Source organism: Streptomyces argenteolus (assembly GCF_042902585.1).
GTDB lineage: Bacteria > Actinomycetota > Actinomycetes > Streptomycetales > Streptomycetaceae > Streptomyces > Streptomyces argenteolus.
Map to the genome: position 1 here is coordinate 443100 of NZ_JBIBEG010000002.1, position 21679 is coordinate 464778.

The 21679-nt window shown below is 69.4% G+C and carries 19 protein-coding genes and 2 tRNA genes; 16 read left to right on the forward strand and 5 right to left on the reverse strand.

From position 1 onward, the window contains the following. Positions 1–2: 2 nt before the first annotated feature. On the reverse strand, positions 3–1235 hold the full coding sequence (locus ACFY8O_RS08550) for a GNAT family N-acetyltransferase (protein ID WP_387900115.1): 1233 nt from the start codon (positions 1233–1235) through the stop codon (positions 3–5). A 104-nt stretch (positions 1236–1339) separates the two neighbouring features. Between ACFY8O_RS08550 and ACFY8O_RS08555 the strand changes: the two genes are divergently transcribed. After that, on the forward strand, positions 1340–2485 hold the full coding sequence (locus ACFY8O_RS08555) for a PP2C family protein-serine/threonine phosphatase (RefSeq protein WP_387900117.1): 1146 nt from the start codon (positions 1340–1342) through the stop codon (positions 2483–2485). Positions 2486–2674: 189 nt separating this feature from the next. Here ACFY8O_RS08555 and ACFY8O_RS08560 read toward each other — a convergent pair whose 3' ends face one another. After that, on the reverse strand, positions 2675–3853 hold the full coding sequence (locus ACFY8O_RS08560) for a cation:proton antiporter (RefSeq protein WP_145801536.1): 1179 nt from the start codon (positions 3851–3853) through the stop codon (positions 2675–2677). Between the two features lie 162 nt (positions 3854–4015). On the opposite strand from ACFY8O_RS08560, the gene ACFY8O_RS08565 reads away from it, so the two are divergent. Then, positions 4016–4516, forward strand: coding sequence for an HD domain-containing protein (locus tag ACFY8O_RS08565; protein ID WP_387900120.1), 501 nt, complete (start codon positions 4016–4018; stop codon positions 4514–4516). Between the two features lie 49 nt (positions 4517–4565). Here ACFY8O_RS08565 and ACFY8O_RS08570 read toward each other — a convergent pair whose 3' ends face one another. Next, entirely contained in the window at positions 4566–5729 is a 1164-nt protein-coding gene (locus ACFY8O_RS08570) for an acyltransferase family protein (RefSeq protein ID WP_167526115.1), read from the reverse strand. A gap of 491 nt (positions 5730–6220) precedes the next feature. Between ACFY8O_RS08570 and ACFY8O_RS08575 the strand changes: the two genes are divergently transcribed. Next, positions 6221–6415, forward strand: a complete 195-nt coding sequence (locus tag ACFY8O_RS08575) for a hypothetical protein (protein ID WP_145801539.1) — start codon at positions 6221–6223, stop codon at positions 6413–6415. Positions 6416–6637: 222 nt separating this feature from the next. After that, entirely contained in the window at positions 6638–6985 is a 348-nt protein-coding gene (locus ACFY8O_RS08580) for a DUF1330 domain-containing protein (RefSeq protein ID WP_387900122.1), read from the forward strand. Between the two features lie 108 nt (positions 6986–7093). Here ACFY8O_RS08580 and ACFY8O_RS08585 read toward each other — a convergent pair. After that, positions 7094–7167, reverse strand: a tRNA-Gly gene (locus tag ACFY8O_RS08585). A gap of 238 nt (positions 7168–7405) precedes the next feature. On the opposite strand from ACFY8O_RS08585, the gene ACFY8O_RS08590 reads away from it, so the two are divergent. The 5 genes from ACFY8O_RS08590 to clpX all read left to right on the forward strand — a co-directional run bounded on the left by ACFY8O_RS08590 (position 7406) and on the right by clpX (position 12149). Next, positions 7406–7482, forward strand: a tRNA-Pro gene (locus ACFY8O_RS08590). Positions 7483–7632: 150 nt separating this feature from the next. After that, entirely contained in the window at positions 7633–9030 is a 1398-nt protein-coding gene (gene tig / locus ACFY8O_RS08595) for a trigger factor (RefSeq protein ID WP_387900124.1), read from the forward strand. 310 nt (positions 9031–9340) lie between these two features. Then, positions 9341–9946: an ATP-dependent Clp protease proteolytic subunit gene (locus tag ACFY8O_RS08600; protein ID WP_030625849.1), complete on the forward strand. Its 606-nt coding sequence runs from the start codon at positions 9341–9343 to the stop codon at positions 9944–9946. A 67-nt stretch (positions 9947–10013) separates the two neighbouring features. Beyond that, entirely contained in the window at positions 10014–10697 is a 684-nt protein-coding gene (locus ACFY8O_RS08605; protein WP_028439716.1) for an ATP-dependent Clp protease proteolytic subunit, read from the forward strand. Positions 10698–10853: 156 nt separating this feature from the next. Beyond that, positions 10854–12149: an ATP-dependent Clp protease ATP-binding subunit ClpX gene (gene clpX, locus ACFY8O_RS08610; RefSeq protein WP_145801542.1), complete on the forward strand. Its 1296-nt coding sequence runs from the start codon at positions 10854–10856 to the stop codon at positions 12147–12149. A 73-nt stretch (positions 12150–12222) separates the two neighbouring features. Here the strand turns inward: clpX and ACFY8O_RS08615 are convergent, their stop codons facing one another. Continuing rightward, positions 12223–13224 carry a hypothetical protein gene (locus ACFY8O_RS08615; protein ID WP_145801543.1) on the reverse strand — a complete coding sequence of 334 codons (1002 nt, stop codon included), beginning with the start codon at positions 13222–13224 and terminating at the stop codon, positions 12223–12225. A 136-nt stretch (positions 13225–13360) separates the two neighbouring features. On the opposite strand from ACFY8O_RS08615, the gene ACFY8O_RS08620 reads away from it, so the two are divergent. The 7 genes from ACFY8O_RS08620 (at position 13361) to mreD (ending at position 21642) form a co-directional block, all read left to right on the forward strand. Continuing rightward, positions 13361–15982, forward strand: coding sequence for a valine--tRNA ligase (locus tag ACFY8O_RS08620; RefSeq protein ID WP_387900127.1), 2622 nt, complete (start codon positions 13361–13363; stop codon positions 15980–15982). Positions 15983–16104: 122 nt separating this feature from the next. Then, on the forward strand, positions 16105–17628 hold the full coding sequence (folC, locus tag ACFY8O_RS08625) for a bifunctional tetrahydrofolate synthase/dihydrofolate synthase (protein WP_387900128.1): 1524 nt from the start codon (positions 16105–16107) through the stop codon (positions 17626–17628). A gap of 3 nt (positions 17629–17631) precedes the next feature. Then, positions 17632–17997 (forward strand): DUF4233 domain-containing protein, encoded by a 366-nt coding sequence (locus tag ACFY8O_RS08630; RefSeq protein ID WP_145801546.1) that lies wholly within the window; start codon positions 17632–17634, stop codon positions 17995–17997. An 88-nt stretch (positions 17998–18085) separates the two neighbouring features. Next, complete coding sequence (gene ndk, locus ACFY8O_RS08635) at positions 18086–18499, forward strand: nucleoside-diphosphate kinase (protein ID WP_033299402.1); 414 nt, start codon at positions 18086–18088, stop codon at positions 18497–18499. Between the two features lie 293 nt (positions 18500–18792). Then, complete coding sequence (locus ACFY8O_RS08640) at positions 18793–19812, forward strand: rod shape-determining protein (RefSeq protein WP_145801547.1); 1020 nt, start codon at positions 18793–18795, stop codon at positions 19810–19812. A gap of 97 nt (positions 19813–19909) precedes the next feature. Then, positions 19910–20968 (forward strand): rod shape-determining protein MreC, encoded by a 1059-nt coding sequence (mreC, locus tag ACFY8O_RS08645; protein ID WP_145801548.1) that lies wholly within the window; start codon positions 19910–19912, stop codon positions 20966–20968. Positions 20969–20979: 11 nt separating this feature from the next. Beyond that, positions 20980–21642: a rod shape-determining protein MreD gene (mreD, locus tag ACFY8O_RS08650; protein ID WP_145801549.1), complete on the forward strand. Its 663-nt coding sequence runs from the start codon at positions 20980–20982 to the stop codon at positions 21640–21642. Positions 21643–21679: the final 37 nt, after the last annotated feature.

The following is a 21679-nucleotide window of genomic DNA, read 5'->3' on the forward strand; positions in this document are numbered from 1 at the left end:
CGTCAGAAACCGTGCGGGCACCACGGCTGTACGTCCGAGGAGAAGGCCAGGGACGCCTCGGCCAGCGCACCCTCCCGCAGCTCCCGCACCTGTCCCGCCGCCGCCAGCGTCGTCAGGGACACCCCGCCCAGGTAGGCGGCGGCCAACTCGTTGGAGGAAAGCGCCAGTTCGGGCTCGTCCGCCGTCCTGCGGCAGGTGGGCGCGCCCTGCGCGCCGGCGGTCAGCCGCCAACGCCCCTCGTTCCACGGGCAGAAGGCGTCCTCCACCTCCAGCACCACGTCCACCGGCGCCCGGTAGCCACGCGCTTCCAGGGCCGCGTCCACGGAGACCAGGCGCACGTACAGCCCGTCCCGCAACCGGGCGTCGCAGCGCCTGACGTCGGAGACCAGCCGGAGCACGGCGTCGTCCACCGGCCGGTTGCGGCACTCGACGAACGAGGTCAGGTCGACCCCGGCCAGGAAGCGCCACAGCGCCGCGTACGAAGCGGGATCGAGCGCCGCCAGGTCACGCACCGCCACCGTGCCCCGTGGACCGGCGTCGTCCCAGGCGGGCCTGAGGTGGAACGTCGCGTACCCCGTGATCGCGCCGTCCCGCTCGGCGAGGACGCACTGCAAGGGGGAGCCGCCGTGCCGGCTGCTCTCGGGGTCGTTCACGGGCACCCGCTCCCAGCCGGGCTGCCGCAGCGGGGTCCCGGGCCGGGCCGCCGCCAGCCGGGCGTAGACCGCCTCGCAGGCGTCGAGGGCCTGCTCCGGCGACGACCTGCGCACCCGGACCTCGTCCGTCCCCGGGGGCAGCTTCAGGCCGACCCGGGAGGTGTCGACCCGCAGATTCATCTCCGAGGTGGCGGCCGCGTACCCGAACCGTCCGTAGATGCCGGGCTCCGAGGCCAGCAGCACGGCGAGCGGCTCGCCCCAGGAACGGACGTCGTCCAGCTGGCGCCGCATCATCGATGTCAGCAGGCCCTGCCGGCGGTGGGTCGCGGCGACACTCACCGCCGTGACGCCCGCGGCCGGCACGGCGGCCCCGCCGGGCACGGTCAGCCGGAAGCTGTACGCCCCGGCCGTCCCCACGCAGTCCGCCCCGTCCCAGAGGCCGACCGCCCGGTCCGGCTCGGCCAGCGCGGCGTACATCTCGCGCTTCTCCGGGGGGAAGGGGACGCCGCCGAACGCCAACTCGACGCAGTCGAACCAGGGGTCCCATTCCGAGGCGGACAGGGTCCGCAGTTCAGTGGTCATGCGCCCTGCTTACCAGCGCTCCGCCATCCGGGCGACCCGGTTTCGAACACATTGTCACCGGGTCCCCCTGCACCGGAGGGCTCCGGGTGGATAAGGTCCCGACAATGGCACGTCGCGGAGGAGCAGACACCTACACCGCCCGGTGGCGCAGATCGGCGCACCGGGCGCGCATCGCGCTGCGCCGCTCCGGCGTCGACTACTTCCGCGGTGACGGGTCCGACTGGATAGCCCTGGCCGGCCTGCTGGTCGTCATTCCGGTGATCACCTGCGTCACCCTGCTGAACCCGGTCTGGTGCTCACCGGCCGCCCTGGCGCTGCCGATCGTCGCGGGCGGTCTGCTGCTGCGGCCGGCCAGTCTGCTCAGCCTCTACGCGACCGCCGCGGCGGCCCTCATCGTGGAGTCCATCGCGCTGGGGCCGTACGCGGAAGGCCCCGCCCGCGTCACGCCCGGCACCGTCCTGGTCGTCGCCGCCTGCGGGTTCTTCGGTCTGGTGCTCGCCCAGTTCCGGGCCAGGGTCGGGGTGCCGTGGCGACGCGGCGGCACGATGCTCTTCGACCTGCGCGAGCGGATCCGGGTGCAGAGCGCCCTGCCGCGGCTCTCCGACGGCTGGCACCGTGAGATGGCGCTGCGTCCCGCCGGCGGCCAGTCGTTCTCCGGTGACTTCGTCGTCGCCGCCCGTACCAACGGTGGGCGCACCCTGGAGGTCGTGCTCACCGACGTCTCCGGCAAGGGCATGGACGCCGGCTCCCGGGCCCTCCTGCTGTCAGGAGCCTTCGGCGGCCTCCTGGGCTCGCTGCCGCCGCACGGCTTCCTGCCCGCGGCCAACGGCTATCTGCTCCGCCAGGACTGGGACGAGGGCTTCGCGACGTCCATCCATCTCGTCCTGGACCTGGAATCGGGTGACTACGAGCTCCTCTCCGCCGGACATCCGCCCGCGCTGCAACTGCACGCGGGCAGCGGACGGTGGGAGGAGAAGGCCGCCGACGGCCCGCTCCTCGGGGTGTACGACGGGGCGCAGTTCGACGCGGTGAAGGGATCGCTGGCCCCCGGGGACGTCCTGATGCTCTTCACCGACGGCCTGGTGGAGGCGTCCGACCGGGACATGTCCGACGGCATCGACCGGTTGACCGGGGAGGCCGACCGCTACGTGGCGACCGGCTTCGAGGGCGCGGCCTGGCACCTCATCGAGGCCTGCGCGAAGGACGTCAACGACGACCGCGCGCTGCTGCTGCTCTCCCGCCGCGCCTGAACCGTACGGAAGCGGCGCAAACCACTCCGGCGTCAACGCGAGCTTCCCGCGGTCACCCGAACGTGAGTTGTTCCGCGCTCCCGGCCCTGTGCCGCCGTGAGCCGTCCCACGTATCCGGGGCCGTGAGCCGTCATGAGTCGTCCCGGGTGCGCGCCCTCACCCCTCGCGCACCCGGGCCTCGCGTGCCCCTCAGACCGGCAACGGCTCCTTCTCGGGCGCCTGGTCGAGGGAGCGCCCGCCGGGCAGGATCTTGGCGAGCCAGTGCGAGCGGCCGGCCGCCAGGGGCGAGAGCACCGCGAGCAGGAGGACGTATCCGGCGATGAAGGGCGAGAGCCGTTCGTCCAGCCCCGCGCCCGCCGCCATCGTGGCGAGGATGAGCGCGAACTCACCGCGCGCCAGCAGGGTGGTGGAGATGTTCGCCGTGGCCTGCGGGCCGAAGGTGTAGATCTTCGCCGTGGCCATTCCGGCGAAGACGTTCATCGCCACGGTCACCGCGACGGCCGCGAGCACCGGCCACACGACGCTCGGCAGATCGCCGGGGTTGATGGACAGCCCGAACGCGAAGAAGAAGATCGCGCCGAAGGCGTCCCGCAGCGGGTGCACCAGCTTCAGGATCCGTCCGCCCGAGGTGGTGCTGCCCAGCATCAGGCCGACCATGAAGGCGCCGATCGCGTCGGCCACCCCGAACCACTCCGAGACCCCCGCCACGAAGACGGCGACGCCGAGGAAGGAGATGACGAGGAGCTCGTCGTCCTTGGTGTTCATCAGCTTGCCGACGAGCTTCGTGCCGAACCGGGCCATCAGGGCGAGCAGCAGCAGGAATCCGAAGGCCTTGCCGCCGTCGAGCACCGCCGCCCCGAGGCTGTCCGCTCCGGAGAGGATCGGCTGCAAGGCCGCCAGGTACAGGGCGAGGAAGACGTCCTCGACGACGATGATGCCGAGGATCGGGCGTGTCTCCGGATTGCCGATGCGGTTGAGGTCGACCAGGACCTTGGTGACGATCGCCGACGACGAGATGCCGAGCACGCCCGCGAGCACGAGTGCTTCCGAGGTGCCCCAGCCCAGCGCGAAGCCGAAGCCGAGGCCCGCGCCGACGTTGAGGGCGAGATAGGTGCCGCCGGCGAGCGCCATCTTGCGCCCGCCCGTCTTCAGGTCGTCGAGGTGGAACTCCAGCCCGAGGTAGAAGAGCAGCAGCACCAGACCGAGCGCGGAGAGCATCTCCAGGTCGTGAGGATCGTCGAGGAGGACGACCCCGGGCGTGTACGGGCCGAGCAGGATCCCGGCGAGGATGAACAGGGGGATGGTCGGCAGTCCGATACGGCCGCCCACCCGGGCGAGAACGGCGGCGGCGAGGAACGCGCCTCCCATGGCGATGAGCGTGTCTGCGTGTCCGATGAGCCCGTCTCCTTCTTTGGGTCAAGAGTACGTCAAGGAATCGTCAGTAATTAGTTTACCGAACGATTACCCGTGCTCCCGTGAGCCCTTCGAGCGCACGTCCGGGGGCGGAGCGCGCCTGCGTAGAGTCGGACCGTGCCGACCCCGTATCTGACCCTGGCCCAGGTGGAGGCGATCGCCCGCGAGGCCCATCGCACCCAGACCGACAAGGCGGGGCGGCCGTACGCCGAGCACCTCGCCGCCGTCGCCGAGGGCGTACGGCTCCGAGGTGGCAGCGAGGAGCAGGTGGCCGCCGCCTGGCTCCACGACGCGGTCGAGGACGGCGCGCTCTCCGCGCGGTGGCTGGACGAGGCGCCGCTGCCCCGGCAGGTCAAAGAAATGGTCCTCGCCGTCACCAAGCGGGACGGCGAGGACCTCTTCGCGTACACCGGGCGGATTCTCGCCACGCCCGGAGCGCTGCTGATCAAGGAGTCGGATCTGGCGCACAACGCGGACCCCGACCGCCTCGCGGTCCTGGAGCCGGCGACCCGTACCCGGCTGGCCGAGAAATATGCGCTGGTACGCGGGCTGCTGGGGCTCGACGGGGGTCGGACACCCGCCGAACGACGGGATCCGGCCAACCCCGCCGAGGGGTGACCCCCGGACGGCGCCCTCCCCCTGCGGGAGGGGGCCGATCCGGACAGGGTCAGCGCTTGGCGGGACTCTTGCGGAACGCCCAGTTCATGTCGGGCTCGGTCGCGAAGCGCAGTACGCGCCGGACCGGTGGGGTGCACAGCAGTGTGACGGCCGCGGCGGCGACGAGCGAGACCACGACCAGGCCCACGGGGCCCGTGAGCCACTCGTAGCGGTCGAACAGGCCGTAGTAGCCGGCGCCCTTCACCAGGAAGCCGTGGAGCAGATAGCCGCAGATGGTCCCGGCGCCCAGCACCGTGAACCACATGGGGCGGCGCGGCACCCAGGAGAGGAACGCGACCGTGAGCAGCAGTGCGCAGGCGAACATGGCGAGCGTCATCACCGGTCCCGCCCACCACTGGAAGTCCATCTCCTGGGCGCTGTTGCTGCGGTAGAACCAGCCGAGCCCCATGCGGGGAGAGACCCAGTAGGCGAAGAGCAGGGCCCCCGCGACCAGCGGGAGGGACAGCATCCGCACCTCCCGCCGCCGGATGAGCTGGAAGTGCTCGGGCTTCATCAGCAGGCCGAGCACGAAGAACGGCAGGAGCTGGCAGACGCGCTGCAGGTCCAGGTCGTCGGTGATGCCGGGCGTCACCGAGGCGAGCGCCGCGATCGCGAGGGCGACCGGGAGCGGGTGGCGCAGGGACTGCCAGATCGGGGTGGTGACCCGCCAGATGAAGAGGGCGATCAGGAACCAGGTGAGGAACAGCGGGTCGAGCAGGGTGATCGGGGTGTCGTCCACGCCGCCGGCGTACCGCTTGAAGAGCGAGTACGCGGTCTCGAAGAGCACATAGGGCACGACGACCCCGGTGACCAGGCGCTTCACCTTGGCCGAACTCATGTCGAACGAACGGGAGAAGTAGCCGGACACGAGGATGAAGGCGGGCATGTGGAAGGTGTAGACGACCATGTACAGCGCGCGGGTCGTCCGGCTGCCGTCCATCACCGGCTCCCAGGCGTGGGCCACGGCGACGAGCACGATCGCGAGGTACTTCACATTGTCGAAGTACGCGTCCCGGCGCTTGGCCGGAGCGGGCGCCGCGGCGCGGGCCGGTGCGGCCTTCGTCACCGTGGACGGAGCCCCCGGCGCCGTCGGGGTCCGCTCGTGTCTGGGCTCCGCCTCCCGGCTCTCCGGGGTGATCGGGGCCCTCTGAATTTCGCTCGGAGCTTGGGACATCTCATGCACCTTAGACCCGTTGATCGGTATGCGTAAATCTCGCAAGAGATATCGCGTGTTCCCGCTCATTCGAAAACGAAACTACCGACAACTGCCCGTTACGTAGGGATTCATCCCCCTTAAATGGGGCATATCGGCGGGTGGTTGGTGAGAGTGAATTTCGTCGCACGAACTCCCTGCAAATCGCTGTGAATGAAGTGTGGGGATATGGAAACGATCACACCGGCGATTATTCGAACTGCCCGGCACACAGCGGGCGCACAGTTTTCGCGCGCGCCCCGCCCGTAGCCGCCCCGCGCCCCGTGGAGAGGTGCCCGCGCCGGTGCCGCACCCGGGCGCACGCGGGCGTGAGGTTGGCGTGATCCGGTCGTTTTCCGCCATCACCCGGCAGCAGGCGCAGGGGAGTTGGTGGCACGATGGACGCGACGGAGGTGTGCCGGGCCGCATGCCACCGGGCCGGCAAGGCGGACCGACCAAGGGTGTGATCAGTCGTGGCCATTTCACTGTCTGTGGTGCTTCTGCTGGGGATCGTCCTGGTGGTGCTGATCCGCGGCGGGTCCCTCAAGGGCGGGCCGGCGGTGGTCGCCGTGCTCTTCGGCTTCTTCCTGGCCTCGACGGGCATGGCGCCGTCGATCAACAGATTCATGAACTCGATAGCCGACACGATCAACCAGATCAGCTTCTGAGGAGCCGTGGAAGCGCCCGGCAGGCGACAGCCCGTCGGGTCACACGCACGGGCCGGTGCGGGGCGCGTGCGGACCCCGAACGCCCGCCGCAGGCGCGGCCGTTGCGGCCCTCCGGCGGGGCCTCCCCGCCGGACGCCGCCCTTTACCCCTCAGGTCATCGCCACCCGGTACGCGGACGTGCCAGGCTCCGGTCCGACGGAACCCCGCCGACCGGAGGACGCCATGCCCGCCTATGCGATAGCCCACCTGCAGGACGCCGCCCCGCACCCGGAGATCGCCGAGTACGTCGAGCGGCTCCCCGCCACCTTCGAGCCGTACGGGGGCAGCTTCCTGGTGCACTTCACTCCGCACGAGGTGAAGGAGGGCGCCTGGCCGGGGAGTGTCGTGGTGCTCGGCTTCCCGGGGATCGCCGAGGCGCGGGCCTGGTGGGACTCTCCCGCGTACCAGGAGATCGCGCCCTTGCGCGCGCGGCACATCCAGGGCGACATCATCCTCGTCGAGGGGGTTCCGGAGGGTTACGACCCGGCCGCCTCCGCGCGGGCGGTGCGGGAGGCCGTGGCTCCCGCGTAGCGGCCGGCGCGGGGCCGCGGGGCCCACGGACGCGCGAGGGCTGCGAGGCGGCACGAAAACACTCAGGGCCGGGCCGGAGGAAGAACCTCCGGCCCGGCCCTGAGCCGTTGGAGCGGGCGACGGGAATCGAACCCGCGTAGCTAGTTTGGAAGACTAGGGCTCTACCATTGAGCTACGCCCGCAAGCACCGCACCGCAGGTCGGTGGACCGCGGTACGGAAAGCATCGTAGCGGTTCCGGGAAGGTGCGCGCACACCCGTATCGGTGTGCCCCCGCTCCGGCGCCGGTGAGCGCCCTCGCCGCCCGGCCCGCGCCGGCCCCGTGGGCCGTCCTCGTGGCCGGTCCCGCGGCCACTTCGCGACCACCTCGGCCGAGCGGCCGACGCGGCGCTCTTGTGCATGTACCCTACGTGTCGCACCGACGGGGTGTGGCGCAGCTTGGTAGCGCGTCCGCTTTGGGAGCGGAAGGTCGTCGGTTCGAATCCGGCCACCCCGACCACCAGCAAGATCGCATTGTGGGAGTCCTCCCCCTTGCCGTTACTATGCAAATTGCGTGCCCGTGTGTCTGATGTACCGGGCTCGATCCGCGAAGCCGCCTCTCGGCGGCCCAGCAGAACCCCAAGAAGTCAGCCACCAAGGAGACCGAACCGTGAAGAGCGCCGTGGAGACCCTGAACCCGACTCGGGTTCGGCTCAGCATCGAGGTGCCCTTCGAGGAGCTCAAGGACAGCCTCGACGCGGCGTACAAGAAGATCAACCAGCAGGTCACGGTGAAGGGCTTCCGTAAGGGCAAGATCCCCAACCGGGTCATCGACCAGCGGTTCGGCCGTGGTGCTGTGCTGGAGGAGGCCGTCAACGACGCCCTTCCGAAGTTCTACACCGAGGCAGTCAACGAGGGTGAGCTCAACGTTCTGGGCCAGCCCGAGGTCGACATCACCGAGCTCAAGGACGGCGAGCTGCTGGCCTTCACCGCCGAGGTGGACGTCCGTCCCGAGATCGAGATTCCGGACTACTCCGGCATCGAGGTCACCGTGGACGCACTCGAAGTGACCGACGAGGACGTCGAGAAGGCCGTGGAGCAGCTCCGCGAGCGCTTCGCGTCGACCAACCCGGTCGAGCGCGCCGCCGCCGAGGGCGACGTCGTGACGATCGACCTGGAGGCCAAGGTCGACGGAGAGGTCCTCGAGGACGGCGTGGCCGCGGGTGTCTCGTACACCATCGGTTCCGGCGAGCTCCTCGACGGCATCGACGAGGCCGTGACCGGCCTGGAGGCCGGTGGCGAGGCCACCTTCACCTCCGAGCTGAAGGGCGGCTCCGCCGAGGGCAAGGAAGCGGAGGTCACTGTCAAGGTCACCGCCGTCGCCGCCCGCGAACTGCCCGAGCTGGACGACGACTTCGCGCAGATGGCCAGTGAGTTCGACACGCTCGCCGAGCTCCGCGAGGACAGCCGCAAGCGCCTCGAGAACACCAAGCAGTACGACCAGGCCACCCAGGCCCAGGAGCGCGTCCTCGACGAGCTGCTGAAGCTGGCCGAGGTCCCGATCCCCGAGAAGCTCCTCGCGGACGAGGTCCAGACCCGCAAGCACAACCTCGAGCACCACCAGCTCGGCCAGATGGGTCTCGACCTCGAGAAGTACCTCGAGATCCAGGGCAAGACGCTGGAGGAGTTCGAGAACGAGACCTCCGAGCAGGCCATCAAGGGCATCAAGACCCAGTTCATCCTGGACGAGCTCGTCAACAAGGAGAAGCTGAACGTCAACCAGGAGGAGCTCACCGAGCACCTCATGCGGCGTGCGGCGTCCTCCGGCATGAGCCCCGACCAGTTCGCCCAGGCCGTCGTCGAGGGTGGCCAGGTTCCGATGCTCGTCGGCGAGGTCGCCCGCGGCAAGGCGCTCGCCGTGGTCGTCGAGGCCGCCAAGGTCGTCGACACCAACGGTGAGATCGTCGAGCTCGAGGACGACGAAGAGACCGAGGAGGCCACCGAGACGGTCGAGGCCGCCGAGGGCACCGAGGCAGCCGAGGAGAAGGACGGGAAGAACGAGGCCTGAGCCTCGTCCCGGCCGTTGATCTGATCCGCACGGCGGGCTCCGGACGCACCGCGTCCGGAGCCCGCCGTCGTATCGGCCCATGTGCCCGGGGACGCCCTCGGGACGGCGTCCCGCGCGCCCCCCGGACCCTTGGGACCACTGGCTTACCTTGCGCTCCCAGCGAACAGTTGGGGAAGCGGGATGGCGTTGTCCCACCTGCGCGTTAGGGTCCATGAAGAGGAAGGGTCGGGTAGTCCCGGCCCACCCGGTACGAAGACGCTGAGACGGCCGGAGCCGTCAGAGACGAGCAGGTGGATACGTGACGAATCTGATGCCCTACGCCGCCGGAGAGCCGTCCCTCGGTGGAGGCCTCGGTGACCAGGTCTACAGCCGACTGCTCGGCGAGCGCATCATCTTCCTCGGTCAGCAGGTCGACGATGACATCGCCAACAAGATCACCGCACAGCTTCTGCTCCTTGCCGCCGACCCCGACAAGGACATCTACCTCTACATCAACAGCCCCGGCGGTTCGGTGACGGCCGGCATGGCGGTCTACGACACCATGCAGTACATCCCGAACGACGTGGTCACCATCGGTATGGGCATGGCGGCCTCGATGGGCCAGTTCCTGCTCACCGGCGGCACCGCGGGCAAGCGCTTCGCGCTCCCGAACACCGACATCCTCATGCACCAGGGTTCGGCCGGCATCGGCGGTACCGCCTCGGACATCAAGATCCAGGCCGAGTACCTGCTCCGTACGAAGACGCGGATGGCCGAGATCACCGCCCACCACTCCGGCCAGACCGTGGAGACGATCATCCGCGACGGCGACCGCGACCGCTGGTACACCGCCGAGGAGGCCAAGGACTACGGCCTCATCGACGAGATCATCACGTTCGCGTCGGGCATCCCGGGCGGCGGCGGCACGGGCGCCTGATCCGGGCGTGCACCACCCCGCACCCTCTCGTACGCCGAGACCTCCAGCCCACAGAAACGCCACCAGGATGGTGAACACCCACATGACCAACTTCTCCGGCGCCTCCGCGAGCGGCCTCTACACCGGCCCGCAGGTGGACAACCGCTACGTCGTCCCGCGCTTCGTGGAGCGCACCTCGCAGGGTGTGCGTGAGTACGACCCGTACGCGAAGCTCTTCGAGGAGCGCGTGATCTTCCTCGGCGTCCAGATCGACGACGCCTCGGCCAACGACGTCATGGCGCAGCTGCTGTGCCTGGAGTCGATGGACCCGGACCGCGACATCTCGATCTACATCAACAGCCCCGGCGGCTCGTTCACCGCGCTCACCGCGATCTACGACACGATGCAGTTCGTGAAGCCGGACATCCAGACGGTCTGCATGGGCCAGGCGGCCTCCGCCGCCGCCGTCCTGCTGGCGGCGGGCACGCCGGGCAAGCGCATGGCGCTCCCGCACGCCCGTGTGCTGATCCACCAGCCGTCCTCGCAGACCGGCCGCGAGCAGCTCTCCGACCTGGAGATCGCGGCCAACGAGATCCTGCGCATGCGCACGCAGCTCGAGGAGATGCTGGCCAAGCACTCCACCACCCCGCTGGAGAAGATCAGCGAGGACATCGAGCGCGACAAGATCCTTACCGCCGACGACGCACTCGCGTACGGTCTGGTGGACCAGATTGTCTCCACCCGTAAGACCACCGCAGGCGCGTCCGTCTGACGTCGGTCTTTCCCCTTGGCACATTCCGTTCGCACCGCCCCGGCCGTGTGAACCGTGCCAAGGGGGGCCCGAACGGGGGGCCAGGCAAGGTACCGTCGGATAGAGGCACCAGGAGCCGCTGAACCAGGCTGCTCCCAGGCGAAGGGGAAGCACCTCGTGGCACGCATCGGTGATGGCGGCGACCTGCTCAAGTGCTCGTTCTGCGGAAAGAGCCAGAAGCAGGTGAAGAAGCTCATCGCGGGACCCGGTGTGTACATCTGCGACGAGTGCATCGATCTCTGCAACGAGATCATCGAGGAGGAGCTCGCCGAGACCTCCGAGGTGCGGTGGGAGGAGCTCCCCAAGCCGCGCGAGATCTACGAGTTCCTCGAGGGGTACGTCGTCGGTCAGGAGCCGGCGAAGAAGGCCCTCTCGGTCGCTGTGTACAACCACTACAAGCGGGTCCAGGCCGGGGAGAACGGCGGCGGGAATCGTGACGACGCGATCGAGCTCGCCAAGTCCAACATCCTCCTGCTGGGCCCCACGGGCTCCGGCAAGACGCTGCTCGCGCAGACGCTGGCCCGCATGCTCAACGTCCCGTTCGCCATCGCCGACGCGACGGCGCTGACGGAGGCCGGCTATGTCGGCGAGGACGTCGAGAACATCCTGCTGAAGCTGATCCAGGCCGCGGACTACGACGTCAAGAAGGCCGAGACCGGGATCATCTACATCGACGAGATCGACAAGGTCGCCCGCAAGAGCGAGAACCCGTCGATCACCCGCGACGTCTCGGGTGAGGGCGTCCAGCAGGCCCTGCTGAAGATCCTGGAGGGCACCACCGCCTCCGTGCCGCCCCAGGGCGGCCGGAAGCACCCGCACCAGGAGTTCATCCAGATCGACACGACGAACGTCCTGTTCATCGTGGGCGGCGCCTTCTCGGGCCTGGAGAAGATCATCGAGTCGCGGGCCGGCGCCAAGGGCATCGGCTTCGGCGCGACGATCCGCTCCAAGCTGGAGATTCAGGCGAGCGACCAGTTCCAGGAAGTCATGCCGGAGGACCTGGTGAAGTTCGGGATGATCCCGGAGTTCATCGGCCGCCTCCCCGTGCTGACCTCGGTCCACAACCTGGACCGCGAGGCGCTGCTCCAGATCCTCGTCGAGCCGCGTAACGCGCTGGTGAAGCAGTACCAGCGCCTCTTCGAACTCGACGGCGTGGAGCTGGACTTCGAGCGCGAGGCGCTGGAGGCCATCGCCGACCAGGCGATCCTGCGCCAGACGGGCGCACGCGGTCTGCGCGCGATCATGGAGGAAGTCCTCCAGTCCGTGATGTATGAGGTGCCGTCCCGCAAGGACGTGGCCCGTGTGGTCATCACCCCGGACGTGGTCCGCAACAACGTCAACCCGACGCTGGTCCCGCGCGAGCCGCGCACGATCGGCAAGAACGACGGCGGCCGTCACGAGAAGTCCGCGTAGCGACGGCGAAGACGACGCGTACGCGAAGGGGCGCCCGGCCAGTGGCCGGGCGCCCCTTCGCGTGGAGCCGCGATCAGATCTTGGTGCGTGAGGTGTTGTAGAGCTTGGCGGCCAGGGCCGACACCTCTTCCCGCGTCATGGACTTGTTGGTCATGGCCGCGCCGATGTCGAAGCCGATGACGGCGCCGACCGTGCTGTAGTCCGCCCAGATGCACACGGGCATGACCATTTCCTTCGGGCCGCCCGCAGCGGTCCCGTCCGCCTTGTCGTTGACGACCTTCATGTCCTGGCACTTCATGAGCGCGCCCTTGAAGTCCGTCGGCGTGACCTTCTCAGGGCTGCCGACCAGGGAGGTCTTGGCGTCGTCACTCTCGGCCATTCCTGCCTTGGCCTGCGCGAACATGCCGTTCAGGGCCTTCTCGGGGTCGCTGACCTCACCCCAGTTGCCGTAGAGCATCAGCATCTTGGTGGTGAGGGGGTTCTTCTCCATGTCCCCGCTCACGTACTGCGCCTCGGCCTTCTGGGGGTTCTTGATGCCCAGGGCCTCGGCTTCCGCCTTCTCCTTGCTCGTCGGCGAGCCCGAGGCGGCCTCGCCCTTGTCCTGCTTGTAGGTGTCCACCGAGGCGGCCGGTGTCAGCTTGTACCCCTTGGTGGAGTCGGCGACGTCGCCCCCGCCGCCCCCGCCCGAGGTCATGAAGTACACCCCGCCCGCGATGACCGCCAGGGCCACCACGGCGCCCCCGATGATGAGGCCCGTCTTCTTCTTCGGGGCACCCGGCTGCGGCGGCATGCCTGGGTACGCCTGCTGGCCGCCGTACGGCGGGGTGGGCGGCTGCTGGCCGTAGGGGCCCGGCTGCTGGCCCTGCGGGTAGCCGTAGCCCTGCGGGGGCTGCTGCTGCGGCGGGACGCCCTGAGGGGCCTGCTGCGGGTAGCCGTAGCCGGGCTGGCCGCCCTGAGGCGGCTGCTGACCGTAGGGGTTGGGCTGCTGGCCGTACGGACCCGGCTGCTGGCCGTACGGTCCGGGCTGGCCCTGCGGCTGCTGGCCGCCGTACGGGCCCGGCTGGTTGTAACTCATGGCGCTGTCCCCTCCGAATGCTTATGCGTTCCGAACATCCTGACGGAAACAGCGGGTGCACAGGGCATCCGGGTGCACACCGTTACTCAACAAACCGGTTTCAGTGCACGACTGTGACGCCCCTAAACTGTGTGCCGTGACCGAGAACGCAGCGCAGCAGCCAGCCAGCATCCCCGAACTGCCGACCCAGTACGCGCCGGCCGATGTAGAGGGGAAGCTGTACGAGCGCTGGGTAGAGCGCGGTTACTTCACGGCGGACCCGCAGAGCGAGAAGCCTCCGTACACGATCGTCATCCCCCCGCCGAACGTCACCGGCTCCCTGCACCTCGGCCACGCCTTCCAGCACACGCTGATGGACGCCCTCACCCGCCGCAAGCGGATGCAGGGCTACGAGGCGCTCTGGCTGCCCGGCATGGACCACGCCGGTATCGCCACCCAGAACAAGGTCGAGCAGCAGCTCGGCGAGGAGGGCAAGTCCCGCCACGACCTGGGCCGCGAGGACTTCGTCCAGCGCGTCTGGCAGTGGAAGGAGGAGTACGGCGGCAAGATCCTCGGCCAGATGCGCCGCCTCGGTGACGGCGTGGACTGGTCCCGTGAGCGCTTCACGATGGACGAAGGCCTGTCCGCCGCCGTCCAGACCGTCTTCAAGAAGATGTACGACGACGAGCTGATCTACCGCGCCGAGCGCATCATCAACTGGTGCCCGCGCTGTCTGACGGCCATCTCGGACATCGAGGTCGACTACCAGGACGACGACGGCGAGCTCGTCTCCATCACGTACGGCGAGGGCGAGGAGACCCTGGTCGTCGCCACGACCCGCGCCGAGACGATGCTCGGCGACACCGCGGTCGCCGTCCACCCGGACGACGCGCGCTACACGCACCTCATCGGCAAGCGCATCAAGCTGCCCCTGACGGACCGCACGATCCCCGTCGTCGCCGACCACCACGTCGACCCGGAGTTCGGCACCGGTGCCGTCAAGGTCACCCCGGCTCACGACCCGAACGACTTCGCGATCGGCCAGCGCCACGGCCTGGAGTCGATGACGGTCATGGACGAGCGGGGCGTCATCACCGTCGCCGGTCCGTTCGAGGGTCTCGACCGCTTCGAGGCCCGCTCCGCCATCGTCGGCGCGCTGCGCGGACAGGGCCGGATCGTCGCCGAGAAGCGCCCGTACGTCCACTCCGTCGGCCACTGCTCCCGCTGCCGCACGACGGTCGAGCCCCGGCTCTCGCTCCAGTGGTGGGTCAAGGTCGAGACCCTCGCGAAGGCCGCCGGTGACGCGGTCCGTGACGGCCGGGTCGCGATCCACCCGAAGGAGTTGGAGAAGCGGTACTTCGACTGGGTCGACAACCTCAACGACTGGTGCATCTCGCGCCAGCTGTGGTGGGGCCACCGCATCCCCGTCTGGTACGGCCCCGCGGGCGAGGTCGTCTGCGTCGGCCCGGACGAGCAGCCGCCCACCGGCGAGGGCTGGACGCAGGACAACGACGTCCTGGACACCTGGTTCTCGTCCGGCCTGTGGCCGTTCTCCACGCTCGGCTGGCCCGAGGAGACCCCGGACCTCAAGAAGTTCTATCCGACCGACGTCCTTCTCACCGGTCACGACATCATCTTCTTCTGGGTCGCCCGGATGATGATGTTCGGCCTGTACGTCATGGACGGCGAGGCGCCGTTCAAGACGATCGCGCTCACCGGCCTGGTCCGTGACGAGCGCGGCAAGAAGATGTCGAAGTCCTTCGGCAACGTCGTCGACCCGCTCGACTGGATGGACACCTACGGCTCCGACGCCGTCCGCTTCACCCTGGCCAAGGGTGCCAACCCCGGCACCGACGTCCCGATCGGCGAGGACTGGGTCCAGGCCTCCCGCAACTTCGCCAACAAGATCTGGAACGCCACCCGCTTCGCGATGATGAACGGCGCGACGGTCGAGGGCGAACTCCCGCCCGTCGAGCAGCTGTCGGCCACCGACCGGTGGATCCTGTCGCGGCTGAACAAGACCGTCGCCGACGCCGACGCGCTCTACGAGGACTTCCAGTTCGCCAAGCTCAGCGACGCGCTCTACCACTTCGCGTGGGACGAGGTCTTCGACTGGTACGTCGAGCTGTCGAAGACCACCTTCTTCGCCGGCGGCGAGCAGGCCAAGGTCTCGGCACGGGTCCTCGGCGAGGTCCTGGACGTCACCCTGCGGCTGCTGCACCCGATCGTCCCGTTCGTCACCGAGCAGCTCTGGACGACGCTCACCGGCCAGGAGTCCGTGGTCGTCGCCGACTGGCCCGTGGACAGCGGCTTCCGGGACGTGGCGGCCGAGAAGGAGATCGAGCTCGTCCAGCAGGTCGTCACCGAGGTCCGGCGCTTCCGCTCCGACCAGGGCCTTCAGCCCGGCCAGAAGGTCCCGGCCGAGCTGACCGTCACCGGCACGGCGCTGGCCCCGCACGAGGCGGCCATCCGCCAGCTGCTGCGTCTGCAGCCCGCCGGTGAGGGCTTCCACGCCACGGCCACCCTCCCGGTCGCCGGTGCCAGGGTCGCCCTCGACCTCTCCGGCACCATCGACGTCGAGGCGGAGCGCAAGCGCCTGACGAAGGACCTGGGCGCCGCCGAGAAGGAGAAGGCCCAGGCCGAAGGCAAGCTCGGCAACGAGGCCTTCCTGGCCAAGGCACCGGACAACGTGGTCGACAAGATCCGTGGCCGGCTCGCCAAGGCGGAGGAGGACATCGAGCGGATCACCGCCCAGCTGGCGAACCTGCCGCAGGCCTGATCACCTGGATCCGGAGCCCCCGCACCCCCGACCGACCGGGAGTGCGGGGGCTTCGCCGTACGGGTGAGGGCTCGGGCCCGGGTGCTGCGCACGATGTCCGCGCCCATCCGTAGACTGGCCCTGTGAGTGAGCCCCGCCCTTCAGACCGGCACGACGCGTCCGATCCCGACGACACCTTCGCGGAGATCGTCGGCGAAGAGACCCAGCGCGACCCCGACCTGGCGGTGATCGAGGCCGGGAGCCGGACGCTGCGCACCCAGTCGGGTCCGCCGCAGGGTGAGGCGGTCCCCGACCACCCCGCCGACCCCGAGACGGACCGGGCGCTGCGCGCGGTGGAGCAGGAGCTCGCCGGCCGCTGGGGCGAGACCAAGCTCGAGCCCTCGGTGACCCGCATCGCGGCCCTGATGGACCTGCTGGGCGAGCCCCAGCGCGCGTACCCGTCGATCCACATCACGGGGACGAACGGCAAGACCAGCACGGCCCGCATGATCGAGGCCCTGCTGGGTGCCTTCGAGCTCCGGACCGGCCGCTACACCTCGCCGCACGTCCAGTCGATCACCGAGCGGATCAGCCTCGACGGCTCCCCGATCGACGCCGAGCGTTTCATCGAGACGTACCACGACATCAAGCCGTACGTCGAGATGGTCGACGCACAGCAGCCCTACCGGCTCTCGTTCTTCGAGGTGCTGACGGGCATGGCCTACGCGGCCTTCGCCGACGCCCCGGTCGACGTCGCCGTCGTCGAGGTGGGCATGGGCGGCACCTGGGACGCGACGAACGTCATCGACGCGTCGGTCGCCGTCGTCACGCCCATCTCGCTGGACCACACGGACCGGCTCGGCTCCACCCCCGCCGAGATCGCGGGGGAGAAGTCAGGCGTCATCAAGCAGGACGCCACGGTGATCCTGGCCCAGCAGCCGGTCGACGCCGCGCAGGTGATGCTCAAGAAGGCCGTCGAGGTGGACGCCACGGTGGCCCGCGAGGGCATGGAGTTCGGGGTCGTCTCCCGCGAGATCGCGGTCGGCGGCCAGCTGCTCACCCTCCGGGGCGTCGGCGGCGAGTACGACAACGTCTTCCTCCCGCTCTACGGTGCGCACCAGGCCCACAACGCGGCCGTGGCGCTCGCCGCCGTCGAGGCGTTCTTCGGCATCGGCGCCGAGCAGGCCCGCAGCCTGGACGTCGAGACGGTGCGCAAGGCCTTCCTCTCGGTGCTCTCGCCGGGCCGGCTGGAGGTCGTGCGGTCCAGCCCGACCGTCGTCCTGGACGCCGCGCACAACCCGGCCGGCGCGCGTGCGGCCTCCGAGGGCGTCTCCGAGGCGTTCAGCTTCTCCCGGCTGATCGGCGTGGTCGGTGCGAGCGACGACAAGGACGTGCGGGGGCTCCTGGAGGCCTTCGAGCCGATCTTCGCCGAGATCGTCGTCACCCAGAACTCCAGCGCGCGCGCCATGGACGCGGACGCCCTCGCCGCTGTCGCCGTGGAGGTCTTCGGCGACGAGCGCGTCCAGGTCGAGCCGCGTCTGGACGACGCGCTGGAGGCGGCCATCACCCTCGCGGAGGAAGAGGCCGAGTACGCGGGAGCCGGAGTCCTGGTGACCGGATCCGTGATCACGGTCGGCGAGGCCCGGCTGCTCCTGGGAAGGCGCTGACCTGTGCGTACGCTCTGTGCATCGACGCTGATCGGTGAGTTCTTCGTCATCGGCTTCGCCGGGCTGGTCGCGATGAAGTCCGACGACCTGTCCATGGCCACGGTCTGGACGGTCTGCGGCATCGGCATGCTGCTGTCCGTCCTGCTCTGCGGAATGATCACCCGGCCGGGCGGCGTCCAGCTCGGCTGGGCCCTCCAGGTCCTGCTCGTGCTGAGCGGCCTGTTCGTCCCGATGATGTACATCCTGGGCGTGATCTTCGGCGCCCTGTGGTGGGCGTCGGTCCACTACGGCCGCACGATCGACGAGGCCAAGGCGCGCTGGGCGGCGCAGGCCGAGGCACAGGAGAGCACGCAGGCTCCGGCCTCATGATGACGCAGCGTGAGCCCGGGCGCAGGCCCGCCGGCGTGCACCTGTAATCTCGCCCCCACCCGCACCGAAAGTCTGCAAGGAGCCGCACATGACTCAGCGCACCCTCGTCCTTCTCAAGCCCGACGCCGTCCGGCGTGGGCTGATCGGCGAGATCGTCGGCCGCATCGAACGCAAGGCCGGCTGGACGATCACCGCGCTGGAGCTGCGCACGCTCGACCAGGAGACCCTGGAGCAGCACTACGGCGAGCACAAGGGCCGTCCCTTCTACGAGCCGCTCGTCGAGTTCATGGCATCCGGCCCCGTCGTCGCCCTGGTGGCCGAAGGCGAGCGGGTGATCGAGGGCGTCCGTGCCCTCGCCGGCCCCACCGACCCGATCGCCGCCGCGCCCGGCTCGATCCGCGGTGACTTCGGCACCGTCACCCGGGAGAACCTCATCCACGCCTCGGACTCCGAGGAGTCCGCAGAGCGAGAACTGAAGCTTTTCTTTCCCGGACTTTCCTGACTTCGGCTCGGCCAATCAGCGCTCATGACCTGGGGCGACCGAAGTAATTCGGTCGCCCTTCGGCATAGGGTCTCGTATCGCGGGAACGCATCCCTCCGACGTAACGTCACCATGGGTGGAACGGGCAGCCGTTCCGCTCGTCATGGCGAAGGACCCTCGCGCTGTGTCCGTGCATACGGCACTACGATGGAAGCTTCCACGCCCGCAGCGCCAACCCTCGCCTACTCAAAACAAGCCATTCTTCGCTTCTTGGGAAGGCCCGACGCATCCTCATGGGGAACAAGGGGAACTCAATGTCGTTCATCGGCCGTGACATGGCTATCGACCTCGGGACTGCCAACACGCTGGTGTACGTCAGGGGGCGCGGCATCGTCCTGAACGAGCCGTCCGTCGTGGCCATCAACACCAACACCGGCGGAATCCTGGCGGTCGGCTCCGAGGCAAAGAAGATGATCGGCCGCACGCCGGGCAACATCGTCGCCGTGCGGCCACTGAAGGACGGCGTGATCGCCGACTTCGAGATCACGGAGCGCATGCTCCGCTACTTCATCCTCAAGATCCACAAGCGGCGCTACCTGGCCCGCCCGCGGGTCGTCGTCTGTGTGCCCTCCGGTATCACAGGGGTCGAGCGACGCGCCGTCATCGAGGCGTCGACGCAGGCCGGCGCGCGCCAGGTGCACATCATCGAGGAACCCATGGCCGCGGCCATCGGCTCCGGCCTGCCGGTCCACGAGGCCACCGGGAACATGGTCGTCGACATCGGCGGCGGCACCACCGAGGTCGCCGTGATCTCGCTCGGCGGAATCGTCACTGCCCAGTCGATCCGGGTCGCCGGTGACGAACTGGACAACGCGATCATCCAGCACATCAAGAAGGAGTACTCCCTCCTCCTCGGTGAGCGCACCGCCGAACAGATCAAGATCACGATCGGCTCGGCGTACGAGATGGAGAAGGACGAACACACGGAGATCCGCGGACGCGACCTGGTCTCGGGCCTGCCCAAGACCGTCGTCATCTCCGCGACCGAGGTCCGCAAGGCCATCGAGGAGCCGGTCAACGCGATCGTCGACGCCGTGAAGACGACGCTCGACAAGTGCCCGCCCGAGCTCTCCGGCGACGTCATGGACCGCGGCATCGTCCTCACCGGCGGCGGCGCGCTCCTGCGCGGCCTCGACGAGCGGCTGCGCCACGAGACGGGCATGCCGATCCACATCGCCGAGGACCCGCTGGACTCGGTGGCGCTCGGATCCGGCAAGTGCGTCGAGGAGTTCGAGGCGCTCCAGCAGGTGCTGGACGCCCAGCCCCGACGGTAGAACACGACGTTCCGCCGTACGGGCGCTGCCGCCCCGTGCGGCGGAACGTTGGTATACAGGCACGAACATTCCGACGAGGAAGGCACGGCCGCCGCACGTGAGGGACACACGAGAGAGCCGGCTGCTCCTGGTGCTGCTGATCGCCATCGCATTCGCCCTGATCACGGTCGATATCCGCGGTGGCGAGGAGTCACCGGTGGACGGGGCCCGGCAGGCCGCCGCCACGGTCTTCGGACCGGTCGAGAACGGCGTCGCGGCCGCGGTGGACCCGGTGGGCAACGCCATCGGCGCCGTACGGGACTCCGGTGACCGGCACGACCGGATCGCAGCCCTGGAGCACGAGAACGCCGAACTGAAGACCAGGCTCGGCAGCGACGACCGCAACGCCAGCAAGGTCCGCCAGCTCGACACCATGCTGAAGAGCGCCGGGGCGGGCCAGTACGGCATCAAGGCCGCCCAGGTCGTCGCCATAGGAGCGGCCCAGGGCTTCTCCTGGACCATCACCATCGACGCGGGGGCCGACGACGGCCTCCAGCGCGACATGACCGTACTGAACGGCGAGGGGCTCGTCGGCCGGATCACCACCGTGGGCCCGCACACCGCGACCGTCCTGCTGGCCAACGACCCCGACTTCACCGTCGGCACCCGGCTGGAGAAGACCGACGAACTCGGCTTCGCCACCGGACAGGGGTCCCGGCCGCTCTCGGTCCAGTTCCTCAACGGCAAGGCCGACGTGAAGAAGGGCGACCGGCTGGTCACCTTCGGATCCAGCAAGGACAAGCCCTTCGTCCCGGGCGTCCCCGTCGGCGAGGTCGTCCGGGTGGACCCGTCGGGCGGCGACCTCACCCGGACGGTCTACGTCCGCCCGTTCGTCGGCTTCACCAAGCTCGACATCGTGGGCATCGTCGTCCAGGCACCCCGCGAGAACCCCCGCGACATGGTTCTGCCGGCGCAGCCCAAGAAGCCGGAGAAGCCCAAGCCCACCCCGACCGTCACCGTCACCGTCCAGCCGAACGGCGACCTCGTCGACGGCAGCGGCAAGGTCGTCGGGAACATCAACGAGAAGCCCGGTTCGTCCGCCTCCCCGGGCGCTTCCCCGGATGCCGCGGGCAACGCCGACACGGCCGCCGGTGACGCGGCGAACGAGCAGGAATAGAGCTGATCCCCATGCGCTTCAACAGGACTCTGCTCTCCGTCGCCCTGGTCGTGGTCGCCCTCGTGATCCAGGTCTCCGTCCTCGCCCGCCTCCAGCTCCCCGGGGCCACCCCCGACCTGCTGCTCCTCGTCGTCCTCGGACTGGCCTTCGTGTACGGGCCCGTCAGCGGCACCGTCATCGGCTTCGGCGCGGGCCTGCTCGCCGACCTGGCACCGCCCGCCGACCACGCCGCGGGGCGCTACGCCCTGGTCCTCTGCGTCATCGGCTACCTCGCCGGAATGGCACGCCCCGAGAACGGCCAGCTCAAGTCGGCCTTCACCCCCATGGCCTTCGTCGTCGTCGCCGCGCTCGGATCGACCCTGCTGTACGCCGGTGTCGGCGCGCTGGTCGGCGACACGGCCGCGCGCCATGTGGGCCTGGGCAGCCTGCTGTTCACCGCCGTGGTGTACGACCTGCTGCTGGCGCCGTTCACCGTTCCGCTGATCATGGCGCTGGCCAGACGCACCGAGAACGACCCGGTCGCCGACAGTTCCGCCGGCGGTGACGTCGCCGCGGGCTGGCTGGCGTCGGGCACCGGGCTGCGCATCGGGAACCAGCGAGGCGGGATGCGCCTGAGAGCGGCCCGCAGCCGCGCCGCACGCGCGGGAAGGATCAAGGGGGTCAAGCGACTGTGAGGCCGTACCGGCACCGGACGAGCACCGGCCGCCACCT